Source organism: Salibacterium salarium, assembly GCF_030813635.1.
GTDB lineage: Bacteria > Bacillota > Bacilli > Bacillales > Marinococcaceae > Salibacterium > Salibacterium salarium.
On the sequence record NZ_JAUSUM010000001.1, the window covers coordinates 383,434 to 401,385 of the forward strand.

At 39.3% G+C, this 17,952-nt stretch carries 14 protein-coding genes; 9 read left to right on the plus strand and 5 right to left on the minus strand.

Annotated elements, in window-relative coordinates; all coding sequences use genetic code 11:
- Positions 1–378: 378 nt before the first annotated feature.
- The 5 genes from J2S78_RS01850 to J2S78_RS01870 form a co-directional block, all read right to left on the minus strand.
- Complete coding sequence (locus J2S78_RS01850; protein ID WP_306895708.1) at positions 379–2,085, minus strand: methyl-accepting chemotaxis protein; 1,707 nt, start codon at positions 2,083–2,085, stop codon at positions 379–381.
- 306 nt (positions 2,086–2,391) lie between these two features.
- On the minus strand, positions 2,392–3,111 hold the full coding sequence (gene rpiA, locus J2S78_RS01855) for a ribose-5-phosphate isomerase RpiA (RefSeq protein WP_306895709.1): 720 nt from the start codon (positions 3,109–3,111) through the stop codon (positions 2,392–2,394).
- A gap of 18 nt (positions 3,112–3,129) precedes the next feature.
- Positions 3,130–4,104, minus strand: coding sequence for a C-terminal binding protein (locus tag J2S78_RS01860; RefSeq protein WP_306895710.1), 975 nt, complete (start codon positions 4,102–4,104; stop codon positions 3,130–3,132).
- The gene (locus J2S78_RS01865; RefSeq protein ID WP_306895711.1) at positions 4,097–5,629 is read right to left on the minus strand and encodes a gluconokinase; all 1,533 of its coding nucleotides are present in this window, start codon (positions 5,627–5,629) and stop codon (positions 4,097–4,099) included. The genes J2S78_RS01860 and J2S78_RS01865 overlap by 8 nt, the downstream gene beginning before the upstream one ends.
- Positions 5,630–5,659: 30 nt before the next feature.
- The gene (locus tag J2S78_RS01870) at positions 5,660–6,520 is read right to left on the minus strand and encodes a MurR/RpiR family transcriptional regulator (RefSeq protein ID WP_125553889.1); all 861 of its coding nucleotides are present in this window, start codon (positions 6,518–6,520) and stop codon (positions 5,660–5,662) included.
- Positions 6,521–6,699: 179 nt separating this feature from the next.
- Between J2S78_RS01870 and gnd the strand changes: the two genes are divergently transcribed.
- The 9 genes from gnd (at position 6,700) to J2S78_RS01915 (ending at position 17,696) form a co-directional block, all read left to right on the plus strand.
- A complete protein-coding gene (gnd, locus tag J2S78_RS01875) occupies positions 6,700–7,599 on the plus strand; it encodes a phosphogluconate dehydrogenase (NAD(+)-dependent, decarboxylating) (RefSeq protein WP_306895712.1) in 900 nt (299 codons plus the stop codon).
- A 77-nt stretch (positions 7,600–7,676) separates the two neighbouring features.
- A complete protein-coding gene (locus J2S78_RS01880; RefSeq protein ID WP_306895713.1) occupies positions 7,677–8,768 on the plus strand; it encodes a TRAP transporter substrate-binding protein in 1,092 nt (363 codons plus the stop codon).
- 175 nt (positions 8,769–8,943) lie between these two features.
- Entirely contained in the window at positions 8,944–9,519 is a 576-nt protein-coding gene (locus J2S78_RS01885) for a TRAP transporter small permease (protein ID WP_306895714.1), read from the plus strand.
- 11 nt (positions 9,520–9,530) lie between these two features.
- Positions 9,531–10,811, plus strand: a complete 1,281-nt coding sequence (locus tag J2S78_RS01890) for a TRAP transporter large permease (RefSeq protein ID WP_306895715.1) — start codon at positions 9,531–9,533, stop codon at positions 10,809–10,811.
- A 32-nt stretch (positions 10,812–10,843) separates the two neighbouring features.
- On the plus strand, positions 10,844–11,101 hold the full coding sequence (locus tag J2S78_RS01895; RefSeq protein ID WP_306895716.1) for an HPr family phosphocarrier protein: 258 nt from the start codon (positions 10,844–10,846) through the stop codon (positions 11,099–11,101).
- Between the two features lie 96 nt (positions 11,102–11,197).
- The gene (locus J2S78_RS01900) at positions 11,198–12,091 is read left to right on the plus strand and encodes an AEC family transporter (RefSeq protein WP_306895717.1); all 894 of its coding nucleotides are present in this window, start codon (positions 11,198–11,200) and stop codon (positions 12,089–12,091) included.
- A 213-nt stretch (positions 12,092–12,304) separates the two neighbouring features.
- Positions 12,305–13,627, plus strand: a complete 1,323-nt coding sequence (gene xylA / locus J2S78_RS01905) for a xylose isomerase (RefSeq protein ID WP_306895718.1) — start codon at positions 12,305–12,307, stop codon at positions 13,625–13,627.
- Positions 13,628–13,639: 12 nt separating this feature from the next.
- The gene (xylB, locus tag J2S78_RS01910; RefSeq protein ID WP_306895719.1) at positions 13,640–15,139 is read left to right on the plus strand and encodes a xylulokinase; all 1,500 of its coding nucleotides are present in this window, start codon (positions 13,640–13,642) and stop codon (positions 15,137–15,139) included.
- A gap of 268 nt (positions 15,140–15,407) precedes the next feature.
- On the plus strand, positions 15,408–17,696 hold the full coding sequence (locus J2S78_RS01915; protein ID WP_306895720.1) for an AraC family transcriptional regulator: 2,289 nt from the start codon (positions 15,408–15,410) through the stop codon (positions 17,694–17,696).
- The last annotated feature ends 256 nt before the right edge of the window (positions 17,697–17,952 follow it).

Genomic DNA, 17,952 nt, shown 5'->3' on the forward strand with positions numbered 1-17,952 from the left:
TTGTCTCATACAGAGATTTGTGCAATTATTAAAATCATGTAATATAAATTTATCAACTGGGATAAATCCTATCACAGTGCTGATTTTCCACCAAAGTTTCTGACTGGCTGCTACATTAGGTTAGAACGTTCAGTGAAGTTCAGTGAAGTTCAGTGAACTTCAGTGCCTTTTTTTCAAAAAATTATTGATATCGTTTTCATAATAAAAAGAAAATAGCGAAATAAGGGTTTAATTATTGGGAATAATACTGCCCCGACACTAAAGTCCGTGCATCTGCCACTCGTTTTAACTGAAATAAAGGAACGAAACCCCGTTTACGAAAAAGAGGCTGTCCGTAAAAGTAGTTTGACCTACTTTTACGGACAGCCCCCAAGACAGCTATAATTTGAATTTATTTGCTAATTCGTTCAATTCTTCTGCCATTTGAGAAAGGGATTCTGCACTTCCAGAGACCTCCTGCATCGAGGACGTTTGTTGTTGAGCGGTGGATGATACTTGTTCAATCCCCGCTGAAGTTTCCTCTGAAGTTGCTGCGATTTCTTGTCCTGACTCGCTGACTTTTTTACTATTTGATGAGATATTGGACAGATTCGCTGATACGTTTTGAATACGTTCTTTGATTGTCGATATAGATTGATTGATAGTTTCAAAGTAATCGCGGCTGTTGTGCACTTGCTGACTGCCTTTTTCTACCGTAGTGTGGCCTTCTTCAAGTGATTGTACGACCGTTTTAGTATCGGTTTGAATGCCGTGAATAATACCTGTGATATCAGAGACGGAATTGGCTACTTGTTCCGCTAACTTTCGCACCTCATCTGCGACAACAGCAAACCCTTTTCCTGATTCTCCAGCACGCGCTGCTTCAATCGCAGCATTTAATGCAAGTAAGTTCGTTTGTTCTGCAATATTTTCAATAACCTCAATCAGTTTAGATATTTCTTCGGATCTCTGCTCTAATCCTTTGACTTTATCCGATGTGTCTTTTACAAGAGATGTAATATTATTCATTTGACTTACGGAATGTTCCATTTGATCTTTGCCTTCTTGAGACATGTTACTAACATCTTCAGAGTTTTGCTCTAAAACTTTGCTTTCATCATTAGATATGCGTATTTGTTCATTGAGTTCTCCGATAATAGATGAAATTTCTGTAGAGGAACTCGCTTGTTCTTCCGATCCATGGGATAGTTCTTGCATGGTTGATGAAATTTGTTCAGCACCAGAACTCACTTCATATGAAGACTGTGTTAACTCTTCACTTCGACTGCTTACTTGCTCTGAAATATTCTGAATTTGATAGATCATATTTTTCAAGCTGTCTATCATTTCGTTGATGCCATTGGAGATTTGACCGATTTCGTCTTTTCCTTGATACGAAATTTTGTCTACGTTTAGCTCTCCGTTGCTAACTTTTTCACTTATTTGAACAACTTCTTGTAAATTTCGGCTTACTAGTTTACTTATGATAATGACAATGACACTTCCTAATACCGTAGAGGCAACAACGGCTCCTATAAGCGTCCAGAAGGACATGTTGGTTATTGACTTGGCTTCGTTTACGCTGGCTAAGCGTTCTTCGTCAACAATAGTTCTAAGGTTATTGAGTAATTCATTACTTTCTGCACGTAATTGTGTCGTTTGATATCCAAGTGCTTCGGCTTCTTCTATATTCCCATCTTCTACTGCGGGCACGATTTCATTTAAAAATATATCAGTCATTTCTTGGTTTTTTTCTTGAATTTGATTAAAAAGGGACTTCTGCTCCTCTGTCTCCATTTTGGGTTCTATCGTGTCTTGTAACTTTTTAAACTCACTTAGTATCGTTTCGTATTCATCTATCATGGCTGGTTCCTCTGAAATAAGATAGTCGCCAATCCGGGAGTCTTTCGAACTGAAAAGGGAAGTCATTTCCGTGATGTTTACAGATCGTTCGGCTCGACGATCCATCGCATCAATATTTTCTTCCACGTTATCAAGTTGGATAGAAACGATAATAGTCGAAATAATAAATAAGAGAATGACGACGGTTAAAGCAATGCCAAATTTCTGACCGATTTTTATATTATTCCATTTAAAAATGTTCATAAGCCTTTAGTCCTTCCTGTGCATATAGTTTTAATATAATACCTTTATACCATATTTTTGTTTTAATAACTATGAAAAATTTGTCGAAAATATCAGAAATATAACTTAGTCCTGGTTTTATGGAATTGATTATATAGTAATTTATTCATCAAACGTTTGTTTAATTTATCCTGTTTAAAATGGAGAATGATTGGATTATTTTCGTTATCTAATGATTTTTTCCTATTCCTAATCATAAAAATGTCCTCCAAATCTGGTTGGAAGACACTTTATCTGCATTTTTTTCAAATCCCTTGAGTGTTGTTTTTAGTCCTTCCTTGCCATAAGTACATTGACATGTTCCTTTTCACTAATCACCACAGTATCCGCGAGATTAACGTATAACCCTGTTTCTACGACGCCGACGAGGTTTTTTAATTGGTCGTGCAGTGCTTTCGGGTTTGGAATATGTTCGAAGCTACAATCTACGATATAGTTCCCGTTGTCAGAAATAAAAATATCCCCATCTTTTCGTCTTAACACAGGCTCACAATCCAGCTGTGAGAGGATGTGATTGGCAGTTACCTCCCAACCGAACGGAACGATTTCAATAGGAAGAGGGATCTTCCCCAATTGTGAAACGAGTTTGGGTTTGTCACCAATAATTACTACTTCTTTCGAAGCGTTGTTAACTATTTTTTCTCTCACCAGCGAACCGCCCCCGCCTTTTAGAAGATTAAAATCGGGGTCAATCTCATCCGCTCCGTCAATGGCGAGGTCCAGTGTTAGATTTTCATGAAAATCGGTAAGAGGTATTTGTAACTCTATTGCCCAGTTTTCTGTTCTTTTCGAGGACGGAATTCCTTTAACTTGTAACCCTTGCTCGACTTTTTGACTAAGCTCTTTCATCATCCAGTATACTGTAGAGCCCGAACCTAATCCGATAATCATACCATTCTTTATGAAGTCAACTGATTTTTCAGCGGCTGCCTTTTTATCATAATCACTTTGTGTTGTTAGCTCGTTATAATTGTTTTTTTCAACCATTTCTTATTCCCTCCGCTGTTAGTCCTGTTTTAATTCTTGGTTTACTAGATAGGTTGGAAAATTGCCTTGTAAAACATCGGCTACGTTTTGAGCTGTTTTTTGTTTTAACTCCGTTTCTGATTCGGCTGAGTAGAACGCAGCATGAGGGTTAAGGATGACATTGTCCATCTCCAATAATGGATTATCACGTGAAATTGGTTCTGTTTCTATAACATCCAGTCCCGCGCCAGCTATTTCCCCTGCTTGTAATGCTCTTATTAATGCCGCTTCGTCTATAACGGGACCGCGGGCAGTGTTAATGACAAAGGCTTCTTTTTTCATCTTTTTAAACTGGTCATTGCTTAACATTCCTTGTGTATGTTTGTTAAGTGGGGGATGGACAGAGATGAAATCGGATTCATAACAAAGCTCGTCGAGTTCAACGATACGTACTCCCATAGATGCCGCTACGTCGGCAGAAGCGAAAGGATCATAGGTGATGATATCTAATCCAAAGGCTTGTGCTTTTTTCGCCAGCATTTGTGGAATATTCCCAAAACCGACTAGACCAAGCGTTTGTTCACTTAATCGATAGACGGGTTTCATGATTTTTGCATCCCATTTTCCATTTTGGACAGATTCATGAAGTTGAACAATCTTTCTCGCAGAGGCAAGCAGTAAGGCAAAAGCGTGATTGGATACTTCCTCAGCGCAATAATCGGTAACGTTGCTTATCATTATTCCTTTCTCGGTAGCCGCTTTGACGTCGATGGTGTCAAAACCGACACCATATCTTGCAATGACTTTACAGTTATCTAAGCTTTGAATAACCTTTTCAGAGATAGGAGCATACTGACTAATTATTCCATCTACACCTTGAGCCGCTTCAATTACGTCTTCTTCTGTGCGGCACTGTGCGGTGATAAGTTCGGCATCCACCGTCTCTAAAACCTCTGTTTCAGGGGATAGCGTGTCATAGGTGTAATCCGTTACTAATACTTTGAATTTACTCATGGTTAACCTCTTCTTGTGCAATATTGATTTGGTGAAGCCAGTGGGCAATGGAGCTTGTTTGTTCCGTTAAGCGTTTGAATAACTGGTAGAGCTCGTGATATGTTCTATTGTTTTCTTGTTGATAAGGAATCGTTGTTTGAAATTCGATGTCTTGGGTTCCTTCTTCATAGGAAGACAGTGTTCCAATTGCAATTAAGGCAGTGCAGGCAGCGCCCCAAGCGGAACTTTGGTGACTAACGGGTACTTTTACGGTGCGCCCGAAGACATCTGCAAGAATTTGCAGCCATAGCTCCGACCGGGCGAATCCACCGTTTGCATAAATAGTATCTGATGAATGTCCGAGGGTATCCATCGCTTCCTGAATGCTGTAAAGTGCATAGATGACGCCTTCTAGACCCGCACGAGCCATATGAGCATTTGTATGAGAATGGCTCAGCCCAAAGAAGCTACCCTTTAACGTAGCATCCCAATGTGGGGCACGTTCCCCGTTTAAAAACGGTAAAAACAAGAGACCGTTACTGCCGGCTTTAATGTTTCCTGCCATTTCTAAGTAAGACTCCACTTCAGACTTTTCCGACTGCTGCTCCGGCGATTGCACAGTTTTGCGGAGCCAATCCAACACGTTTCCTCCATTGTTCGTAGGACCGCCCATGACATATTGGTTTTCGTTTACCGCATAACAAAAAACGCGCATTTGTGGATCAAGCAAAGGTTTATTCACAAATTGCCGCACCGCTCCACTTGTTCCTACCGTAATGACGGTTTTGCTGTTGTCCACAGCACCGACACCGATGTTAGCTAAAGGTCCGTCACTTGCACCGACAGCAACAGGTATATCTTGCTGCAACCCAGTTTGAAGGGAGATTTTTTTGTCCAAACCAGTGACGATATGAGTCGGTGGTACAGGTGTGGACAGCTGTTCTGCAGAAATCCCAGCGTACTCAAGAGCATAAGAATCCCATTCCAAATGATGAATGTTAAACAGACCTGAAGCAGAGGCGGTTGCATAATCCACGACAGCTTGGTTGAACCATTTGCGCAAAATATATTCCTTCATAGAAATATAGCTTGCGGCAGTTTTATACGGATAGTAGTTTTCTTCATACATCCAACGCAGTTTAAGAAGCGGTGACATAGGATGAATGGGTGTACCTGTGTTTTCATATAATGCTTTTCTCTCGTCCGGGCGAAGGCGTTCTACTTGAGGAACGCTGCGTCGGTCGGACCAAATAATCACATTAGTAAGCGGTCTCATAGAATCGTCAACACAAATGAGGGAGTGCATAGCAGAAGAAATTCCGATAGCTTGAAAGTCTGTAGAAGACAGATCGGAAGTGGACACTACCTCGTGTAACGAACTGATAAGTGCTTGTTCAATTTCATGTGGATCTTGTTCCATGTGACCAGGATAGGGTTCAAGCACAGGATATGGTGTTTCCGCTTCTGTAATAACGGAACCATTGGAGTGAAACACCACCGCTTTTGCACTAGTCGTTCCTATATCTATACCAATGACGGCTTTCATTTCAATCGTCCTTTCTGTTGCGAAGTGCAATCACATACGTTTTTTGGAGATGGCTTCGCGAATATTCTGCAAGGTATTTTGCATTTGATCTTTGCGTTGCATGCTAACGCTGACATATAACGCATCGAAAATACTCAGTTGAGCGAGTCGAGATGACAGAGCTTCCGAACGGTATTCGGTTTCCTGAGCCGCTGTATGCAATGCAATATCGGCCTGTTTACTTAATGGTGATTTTTGCAATGAGGTGATGCAAATCGTAGTGGCCCCTTGTTCTTTCGCTGTTTCTAAAGCGAGAAGCATATCTTTGTTTGTGCCAGAGTGTGAAATTAAAAATACAACGTCATCTGGTGTTAATAAGGAAGCGGCCATTAATTGAAAATGAGCATCTTGATATGCCACTGTTTCAAGACCAGTTCGCATGAATTTATGGTGAGCATCGAATGCGATGACACCAGACCCGCCATTCCCATAAAATTCAATTCGTCGTGCATTCAGCATAGCGTTAACGGCCTGTTCAAGCTGTGCCGGGTCAAGTAATTGCAACGTATCTTCAATGGTACGAATATTCGAATGAAAAACTTTTTCAATAACAGCTTGATTATCATCTTCCTCTTGAATTGTTTCATGAATATCATTCAAACTCGAAGTTTTCTCCGTAGCGAGTGCTATTTTCATGGCTTGATAGCCTTTGAACCCAAGTCTTTTGCAAAAACGAAATACGGTAGCATCCGCTATATCTAAATCATCTGAGATTTGATTAATGGTGGAATGAACAATACGCTGTGGATCTTCCAATATATAATCAGCAATTCGTTTTTCTTTTTCGCTCATTTGACTGTAAAGTGCTTGGATGCGCGGGATACATTGCAGATTGTCTACGGTTGTGCTCATAGCTTTGCCTCCTTGAATAATGATCTTATCTTTATATTACAGAAAGAGCTCTTACATATCAAAAAAATTTTTTTCGAAAAACGGGTTGATTGAAAAAAATTTTATTGTATAATGAATTTAACCGAAAATAATTTCGACATAATCTTATTTTGATTGGTCAGAAGAGAGGAGTTGCCACTATGAAATTAGGAATAGTGGGTCTTGGCAAAATGGGATACAATGTTGCGTTAAATTGCATGGATCACGGACATTCCATTGTTGCTAATGACGTAAATGAAAGCGCTATTACTGAAGCAGAAAAAGAAGGGGCAACGGGGGTTAAAACATACGCGGAGCTCGTTCAAGCACTGGAAGCCCCGCGGGTCATTTGGGTAATGGTTCCAGAAGGAGATCCGACCGATGAATCAATTCGAAGCTTGTCCGAACACTTATCAAGCGGTGATATTGTCATTGATGCCGGGAATTCCAATTACAAGGACACGGTCCAAAGAGCACAAGCGTTGAAGGAAAAAGGAATAGCTCTTATTGATGCTGGAACAAGCGGAGGTACAGATGGGGCGCGCCACGGGGCATGTATTATGGCTGGAGGTGAGTTATGGGCGATTCAAAAAGTAGAAAGTCTTTTTGAAGAAATTACTACCACTGATGGCTACCTGCACACTGGTGAACCTGGAAGCGGACACTACTTAAAAATGATTCATAACGGCATCGAATATGGCATGATGCATTCAATCGCAGAAGGGTTTGAGCTACTAGAAAAAAGCTCTTACGATTTTGACTATGAATCGGTTGCGAGACTCTGGAATAACGGCTCTGTGATTCGTTCTTGGCTCATGGAATTGACACAGTCAGCCTTTTCAAAGGATTCCGACTTAAGTCAATTACGAGGCGTTATGAATTCTTCCGGAGAAGGCAAGTGGACAGTAGAAGCTGCACTTGAAAATGAAGTTGCTACACCGGTTATTGCGTTATCTTTAATGATGCGGTACCGTTCGCAGGAGAATGATACTTTTACAGGAAAAGTAGTTGCAGCACTTCGTAATGAATTTGGCGGCCATTCGGTCGTAAATTCCAAGTAACGTTGGTCCGAGTTGACGGAACTAACATATCGTCAACTCTTCCATAGATATTATTATTTATTTTAGGGGGAAGAAAAATGAAAAAAACATTACTCACTAGTGCATTCTCTTTTGCATTGGTTGCCGGATTGACGGCTTGTGGGGGAGAAGAAACGGATGGAAATGGAAGCGCTTCAGAAGGGGAAGGTGCAGAAACAGAAGAGACAGAAGGCAATGATGCAGCAGATGCAACATATACGATTGAAGCAGGGATAGGTTTAAATAATGAACACCCGCAATATAAAGGACTACTTGAATTTAAGGAAATAGTGGAGGCAGAAACAGACGGAGATATTCACGTTGAAACGTATCACAGCAGTCAGTTGGGTGATGACCGTGAAATGATGGAATCATTGCAACTCAACACGCAAGAAGTAACGATTCCATCCACGGCACCAGTTGCGAACTTTGTGGAAGAGTTTACAGTATTTGATTTCCCATTTTTGTTTCCAAATGAACAAGTAGCAGACGAAGTGCTCGATGGTGAAATCGGCGATCAACTACTTGATAAGTTAGAAGAGGAAGAAATGGTGGGGCTTGCTTATTGGGAAAACGGTTTCCGTGACCTTACTAACAGTAAACGTCCTGTAGAATCAGCCGAAGACTTTGAAGGTCTAACTCTTCGTACAATGGAAAATGATTTGCATCTTGATGCGTTTTCTGAGTTAGGAGCAAATCCAACCCCAATGGCGTTTGGTGAGTTGTTTACAGCGATGCAGCAAGGTACCGTTGATGGTCAGGAAAATCCGCTGGCAACGATTTACCTTGAAAGTTTTTACGAAGTACAAGATTACTACTCTGATACACACCACGTGTACAGCCCATTTGTTTTCCTTATGAGTAAGCAATTCTATGATGGTCTTCCAGATGAGTATCAGACAATCGTAGAAGATGCAGCAGTAGAAGCTGGCGAATTCCAACGCGAACAAAATCGTGAAGCCAATGAAGAACTACTTGCAGACCTTGAAGAAGAAGGGATGGAAATAACAGAAGTATCAGACGAAGATCGTGCTGAGATGGCAGAAATTGTACAACCTGTTATTGATGAATATGCAGAAGAGATTGGTACTGATTTCGTCGATGAAGTATATCAAGCAATTGAAGAAGCAGAAGAAAATGTAGAAGAGTAGAAATGGCAGGGAAGGAACTGCTTCGCAGTTCCTTCCCACCTAATAGAAAAGAAAAGCAAAAGAATCATCATACAAAGATGTCGGTTGTTTTGCTTAGCTTTTCTTATAAAGAATTATTAAGCAGCATGATTATTACACAAAATATCAAGTAGAAATATGAAGGCAGGTGGACGTTATGCGTCTTGTTCGTTGGCTGGATGAACATGTGGAAGAAGTACTGCTCGTGGCTTTTTCGGTTGTCATGGTTGTTGTTATTGCCATGCAAGTATTTATGCGCTATGTGGTCGGAGATTCTCTTTCATGGTCCGAGGAATTAGCGAGATTCTGTTTTATTTGGCTCGTCTATATCGGTATTAGCTATGGAGTAAAAAAACAACGCCATATTAAAGTAGATGCGATGCTGATTTTGTTTAAACAAAAAGGAAAAATTGTGATGAACATGATTGCAAATATTATCTTTCTAATTTTTGCTGTCGTTGTTATTTATTACGGACAAAGTGTTGCCTTACGTATATTGGAGCTTGGACAAGAATCTCCAGCGCTTCATATTCCAATGGGAATTGTTTATTTGGCGACCCCGGTTGGTATGGGACTGACTGCTATTCGTTTGATTCAACAGCTTATTAAGCAATGCAAAGCTCTTATTGGAAAAGATTCATTTGATGTTGGATTGGAACATGAAAAAGCTTTTGAAGATCAAGAAGATGTAGTGGACGGTGCTAGTCAAAAGCAGCCGAACTCTAAAGGATAGGAGGGAGATTTATGACAACAGCGGTATTATTTATAAGTTTTGCTATTCTTTTGCTATTGAGTGTGCCAGTAGGAATCGCGCTTGGTCTGGCGACGCTTATTACGGTTATGTATTCAGGTGCGATGCCCATTGAATTTTTAGCCCAGGAATTAGTGACATCAGTAGACTCCTTTCCTTTAATGGCTGTACCTTTCTTTATCCTTGCCGGAGAAATTATGGGTAGAGGTGGCATTACGGATCGGCTGTTTGGTGTTGCGAATGCCCTAGTTGGCAATAAAACAGGCGGGTTTGCTATTGCGACGATTATTACGTGTATGTTTTTCGCAGCAATTTCAGGGTCAGCTCCGGCAACAGTTGCAGCTATCGGCGGTATTATGATTCCTGCGATGGTTCGCATGGGCTATGATAAACGATTTGCAACGGCAACGGTTGCGGCAGCAGGGTCACTTGGTGTTATTATTCCTCCAAGTATTCCAATGGTTATCTATGGTGTGGTTGGATCTACATCAATCGGTGACTTGTTCATTGCTGGTATATTGCCAGGACTTATTGTAGCGGGTGGTTTAATCGCCTACGCCTATTATTATTCAAGAAAAATGGGATATAAAGCTTCTAACGAACCATTCTCTTTGAAAAAATTTGCGAAAACAAGTTGGCATGCAAAATGGGCATTGCTCATACCTATCATTATATTAGGAGGTATTTACGGAGGCGTATTCACACCAACTGAAGCTGCGGTTATTGCCGTTGTCTATGGATTGTTTGTCAGCACAATTTTGCATCGTGAACTAAGCCTAAAACAATTACCGAGCGTTATTTCAGCCGGTGCTTTAACGACAGCAACAGTGTTGATTATTGTTGGATCGGCTACGGCATTTGGAAAACTGTTAACTCGTGAACAGATTCCTAGCCAAGTAGCTAATTGGATGCTATCAATCTCTGAAAATCCTATTATTCTCATTCTATTAATTACTGTGTTGCTTTTAATCGTAGGTTGTTTCATGGACACGCTGGCAGCGATTATTATTTTAACTCCACTCTTACTACCAATTGCTGTCGATATCGGATATGATCCGGTTCATTTTGGGATTATTATGGTTGTGAATTTGGCGATTGGTTTCATTACACCGCCTCTTGGTGTTAATTTGTTTGTCGGTTCGGGTATATCTGGATTGTCGCTCGAAGAATTGACTAAAGCTATTATACCGTTCTTTATAGCAATGATTATCACTTTATTTATTATCATATTTATCCCGCAATTATCGATGTATCTGCCTACATTCCGGGGATAATATGGCAGTAAGTTATGTAAGGAGGCAGAATAATGGAAGAATTTAAAGAAGATATTGTTATCCAAATTGATGAAAAACAGACCATTGTAGAGTTAAGCCAAATGCTGCAACCTTTTAAATCAGAAGTCTACTTAGTTAACCGTTCTGAAGGTCACGTCGTAGAAGCAAACGTGAAAAGTCTGCTTGGTTTAGTAAGCATGCATATCCAAAACGGGGACCAGGTAACGGTTCGTGCAGTAGGATCTGATGCTGCAGAAGCAGCGCGAAAAGTAATCGGATTTTTAACTTAATCCAATCAATGTACAAAGGTTAGGAAAATGGGTGAAACTGGTTGTCATGCCAGTTTCATTCTTATTGTAAGGGAGAAACATAAAGGAGTCCTTAACGTGTCAATATTTGTGAGTGTCGTTCTGCCAGTTCTATTAGTATTTGGAATAGGATATGCTGTGGAGAAATGGAAAAAAGTAGATATAGGACCGATATCGGTTGTTGCTATTTATATTATGACCCCATGTCTTGTGTTTGAAACGTTTTATGATGCCGATATAGACCGACAATACTTATTCATGGTCATTTTTTCGATTGCGCTACTTGCTGTATTAATTATAGTGAATAAAATAGTAGCTAAAATCGCAAAGCAATCAAAAGAAACAGAAAGCGGATTTATTTTATCTACTGCATTTATGAATTCTGGTAATTACGGGGCACCGATTATTTTGTTTGCCTATGGAGATGAAGGGTTTGCTTATGCGGTATCTTTTCTTGTCCTGCAGGCCATTATTATGAATCTATTCGGTGTTTATTATGCAGCGAAAGGCCATTATGGTGTAGGATTTGCGATACGCAGTGTCTTCAAGATGCCGGCAACATATGCTGTGGTATTAGGTGTTATTGTACAATCGTTTGGCTGGACGATGCCTGAAAACATCATGATGACTGTAAATATTATCGCAGAAGCAACGATTCCAACGGTTATGATAATTCTAGGCATGCAGCTTGCAAAAATGGAATGGGGCCAGTTTGCCTGGGGGAAAGTGTCGTATGCAACGGTGGTACGGCTGTTTGTTTCGCCGTTGATTGCTGTAGGTTTGACGATGATTATGCCAATGGATCCGCTACTTAGTAAGGTCCTCATTATATCCGCAGCGATGCCATCTGCGGCAACGATTGTCATGTACGCGGTACAGTTCAACACCCAGCCCCGCTATGTCTCAAGCGTTACCTTAGTATCAACTGTCTTAAGTGTCGGTACAATTACACTGTTACTTGGTATTCTTTAGGCAATACTGTCATATAACAGAAAAGGGATGAGAGTGATCTGCTTCTCATCCTTTTTGTATCGGCAAGGGTCTTACGCTTTTCTTAGTATACTTAGTTTATTTACTATACAAATTAAGTTAGGTTTGGTATTCTTACAGTAGAAATAAAATGAAAGAGCAATTTTTTTAAAGAAAAAAGAAAGCGCTTCCCAAAAAAGTTAGGAGGAATAATAGGTGTCTTATTTTAATAGTATCGAAAACATTCCATACGAAGGCCCGACATCCACTAATCCGTATGCCTTTAAATTTTATAATCCAACGGAAAACGTAGCAGGAAAAACGATGGAAGAACATCTTCGTTTCAGTGTTGCGTATTGGCACACCTTTGTTGAGGATGGGTCCGATCCGTTTGGGGTTGGCACGATGCAACGACCTTGGGATCGTTATTCCGGCATGGATTTGGCAAAAGCACGTCTGGATGCTGCGTTTGAACTGTTTGAAAAGCTGAATGTTCCGTATTTCTGTTTTCATGATGTTGATATTGCTCCAGAGGGAGGTAGTTTAAGAGAAACCAATCAAAACTTGGATACCATCGTCGGCTTGATGAAAGATTATATGAAAGATAGTAGAACCAAGCTGCTTTGGAATACTGCGAATAATTTTACACATCCGCGGTTTATTCATGGGGCTGCAACGTCAAACAATGCTGATGCGTTTGCGTATGCAGCTGCAAAAGTTAAAAAGCAGTTAGAGATAGGAAAAGAATTAGGAGGTGAAAATTATGTGTTCTGGGGCGGCCGTGAAGGATATGAAACGCTTTTGAACACAGATATGAAACTAGAAATGGATAACTTGGGACGGTTCTTTCACATGGCTGTTGATTATGCAAAAGAAATCGGGTTTGATGCGCAGTTTTTAATCGAGCCGAAGCCAAAAGAACCGATGAAACATCAATATGATTTTGATGTTGCAACAGGCTATGCGTTTTTACAAAAGTATGATTTACAAGATGACTTTAAGTTTAATATAGAAGCCAATCACGCAACCCTTGCCGGGCATACGTTCGAACATGAACTCCGTTATGCGCGCATAAACGATATGTTGGGATCTGTAGACGCAAACCAGGGAGATCTTTTACTTGGATGGGACACGGACGAATTTCCAACAGATTTATATACAACGACGTTAGCGATGTATGAAATTCTTAAAAACGGCGGACTTGGCAAAGGCGGATTAAATTTTGACGCGAAAGTACGAAGAGGATCATTTGAACCTGAAGACTTATTTCACGCACATATCGCAGGTATGGATAGCTATGCAGCCGGTTTAAAAATAGCGAATCGATTGTTGGAAGATCAGGTTCTTGAAAACATTGTAACCGATCGTTACAGCAGTTATAGCAAAGGAATTGGTTCGACTATTATTCAGAACAAAGCCGACTTTCATGCGTTAGAAAATCACGCGTTGAACACGTCGGATATCCAACATCAATCGGGTCACTTAGAAAAAATGAAAGCTGTCATTAATCAGTATGTCGTAACGACGTTTGCTAAATAAAGAGGTGATGCAATGAGTTATTTTATTGGCATAGATTTAGGAACGAGTGCCGTGAAACTATTGTTAGTGAATGAACATGGAGATGTGGTGAATGAAGTCTCTAAATCATATCCTCTCATCCAGGAGAAAACAGGGTATAGTGAACAAAACCCTGAAGATTGGGTTCGTCAAACAATCGAAGGGTTATCTGACTTAGTTCAGACATTTACAGGAAATCGAGAAGATATTAAAGGCATGAGCTTTTCCGGTCAAATGCACGGGCTTGTACTGTTAGATGAGAATAACGAAGTATTAAGACGTGCTATTCTTTGGAATGATACGAGAACAACCGAGCAATGCAAACAGATATACGAAACGATGGGAGAAGAACGGGTTCTAGAAGTGACGAAAAATCCGGCACTCGAAGGCTTCACCCTTCCGAAATTAATGTGGGTGAAAGAAAACGAACCTGCTATTTTTGAAAAAGCTAGGAGATTTGTGCTGCCTAAGGATTATGTAAGGTACAGACTGACGGGAAAAATTCACATGGAGTACTCAGATGCGGCGGGGACACTTGTTTTAGATGTGTCAAACCGGGAGTGGAGTGAAAAGATGTGTGACACATTTGGAATAGATCGTTCCATGTGTCCTTCGTTAGTCGAGTCTACTACAGATATTGGTTCTGTCACGAGGGAAATAACGGAGCAATCCGGCATTTCAAAAGTGACGTCTGTTATTGCCGGAGGAGCAGATAATGCTTGCGGTGCTGTTGGATCCGGCATTTTATCTGAAGGGAAAACCTTTTGTAGTATTGGAACTTCCGGCGTTGTTTTGTCCTATGAAAAAGACGGAGACAAAGAATTGGGCGGTAACGTTCATTATTTTAACCACGCAGTACCGGATGCGTATTATACCATGGGGGTAACTCTCTCCGCTGGCAACAGTCTGCGCTGGTTCAAAGATGTTTTCGCTGAAAGAGAAGACTTTGACACCATGCTGGCAGAAATAGATACGGTACCGCCGGGATCAAAGGGTCTGTTATTCACCCCTTTTTTAGATGGAGAACGAACACCTCACGCGGATGCATCCATCCGAGCTAGTTTTATTGGAATGGATAGTTCTCATGAGCGAAAAGATTTTGCTAGGGCTGTACTAGAAGGAATTACATTTTCTTTATGTGAATCGATTGAATTATTTAGAAAGAGCGGAAAAACAGTTGATACAATTGTTTCCATAGGAGGCGGCGCAAAAAACGAGTCCTGGCTGCAAATGCAGGCAGACATATTTAATGCCGCTGTTGTGAAATTAAAGAGTGAGCAGGGGCCGGCAATGGGAGCTGCAATGCTTGCTGCGTTTGGGAGCGGCGCTTTTACTAGTTTACAAGCATGCGCGAATCGTTTCATAAGAGAGGATAAAGTATTTCAGCCAGATCCGGAACGGGTGGAAACATATAAACAATTATTTCGCATTTATCAAGATGTGTATGCAAATACCGCTGCTTTGAACCAACGCTTAATGACGTTTCGAAAGTAAATAAAATAGTAATCAATGAAACGAGCATCATTTTTTCATAAGAAAGCCTTTGTCATGACGTAATGCTTATTTAATACGTATTAATGATAGAGTGCTTTCTTATTTTTTTATTCACTTATAAAGGAATTAAGTGTACTGCCATGTAAGTAATAATTATCGTTTATTGCTTCTTTACTATCCACTGTTATACTTAATTATGTAAGCCTTTTCATAAATCATAAACCGATTTACCCTTATTTTAAGTGTATAACCTAAGAGGGGGGATATTGTGAGAGGTAGAAGCTTATTAACTAAGTTAATTATATTTGGGTGTATCATTAGTATCGTTCCAGTGCTTTTTGTTGGTATTTTCTCTTATGTTCAATCCTCCAAGCAAATGCAAGAAAAGGTTAACAACGAAAAAATGCAGATGACCCGGCAGATTAATGCCAACGTTGAACAAGTATTATTGATGATAGATCATAGCATGGATAATGCGATAGACAATTCCTTAATGGATGAAGCGATTCGTAGTCCTATGCTTGGTGGAGATTTTATCATTTATAGAGAGTTTACAGAATCCATTCGCAAACTCCATTCTTATAAGACCAAAGTGGAAGAAATCATTGTTTTAAATTTCACCGAAGACTGGATTATCAATAACAAGGGAGTTCATCGGCTAAGTAATCACCCGGATGAAGAAAAGTATTTATCCTATCTTGACTTAGAATACGATTCCTCGTGGGAGTTATTAGAACAAGAAAACTTCAGTGAAGCCCTTTCTTATAGTGGCTGTGAAAACAGTATCAGCTTAATAAAAAAAATTCCGGCTAAAAGGAGTCCAAAAGATGGTATAGCATTAGCAAAAATCCCAACGTGCAGTCTTGCGGAAATGACGAATATGGATGATTTGACAGATGAAGTAATGATAGTAGATGAGGAGTATCGCATAATGGTACACAGTAATCCATCTATGATTGGTAAATCGTTAGATGAAACAGGTCATGTAGAAAACCTTGATGGGTTCTCAGGAGAACATGGTCAGTTTAATACTAGATCAATGGAAGAACCACATACGGTGACCTACCATACTTCGGAATTTAATAACTGGACATACTTATCTTTTCATTCCATTGACAAAATGACAGAGGAGTCCAAAAGTATTGGCTGGATTACTTTTCTAATTATTTCTTTTATTATTATTCTGTGTTTGACATGTGTATTTATTGTTAGTCGTAAACTATATTTTCCTGTGAATAAGTTGGTAACCTCTATTGAGGATAACTGGCCTAAGCAATCCTCCAAAAAGAAAAATGAATTACAACTTATTGAAGAACATATAACAGACATGTACTCTTCCCAATCCAGTTTAGAACAAAAGCTGCATGATCATACCCAACAGCTTCAGTCATTATTTATTAATCGTTTATTTTTAGGAAATTATAAAATGAGCGAAATTAATGATAAGTTGGAATACTTTAATTTAAGTCATTTAATTGAAAAATGGGATCAAATGATGGTATTAACCCTACAAATTGATACGTTAAAAAACCAACCTAGAGATTTAGAATTGTTGTTTTTTGCTGTTCATAATATATTGAATGACTCGATATCCAAAGAAAATAAATTGCCATCGGTTTGGATAGATCAAACTTTGGTCACATTAGTAGGTTTTTCTGAAAAGAAAAACCTACAGCAAGAAGTTTACAATATTACAGAATCAATCCAGGATAACATTCAACAAACATTGAAAGTATCAATTAGTATAGGTATCAGTCTGCCCTTTACAGAAATAAAAAAGGCATCGAGAGGGTATTTGGAAGGTATAGAAGTATTGAAACATCGCATTAAACTCGGCAAAGGAGTCATTATACATTATAACAGTATACATTCGGAAAAACATTCGATTATGTTTAACTATCCAGAACGTACGGAAAAAGAATTGTTTGATGCTATTAAGATGGCTGAAGAAGTAAAAGCAATGGACTTGTTACAAAAATGGGTTGAAAAAGCTTTTAAAAATCCGCAATCCCCCCGCGAATACCAAATATCTATGATGAGGCTGCTGAACAATTTATTGATAGTCAAACAAGAGAATGGTATCAGTTTTCAACAAATGGATTTGTTCAACGCATCGGTTTACGAAGAGGTGTTAACACTACAAACGAAAGATGAGGTAGAAAATTGGTTTAAGGAAAGATTAGTTCACCCTTTAATTAAGGTTTTTCGTGCGAGAAAGGAATCACAGTTTCAAAACCTGTCTGAAAAAATTATTGATATTATCCATAAGAACTATGAGACAGACGTGAGCTTAGAAGACTGTGCTTCAAAACTGCATTACAATGCTAATTATTTGAGTAATGTTTTTAAACAGGAAACAAAATATACATTTAGTGAGTATCTTGTGATGTATCGATTTTCCCAAGCTAAAAAATGGTTGTTGGAAACAGATATGACAATTAAGGAGATAGCGGAAAAATTAAGATATAAAAATTCTCAGAATTTCATTAGATCATTTAAAAAACAAGAAGATATGACGCCGGGGCGTTATCGTCAAAAATATAGAGACGTTTCATGATGGGAACAGGTGGCTCCTTTTGGGGTCATTTTCTATTTTAGTATGGAAGTAATGATTCGTTTTATTAGGGAATAATTAGACGTTTTATCCATAATCATTTCTTCACTTGATTTTAAAAACACTATACCTCTCCTGTTAATAAGGGTTTAAATGAGCTAATGATTATATACTTAACAAAAAATTAAGAATAGTATTAACATTGAAAAGTCAATGAGTTAGTGAAATCACTTTTATATGAAGGAGGTATTAAAGAATT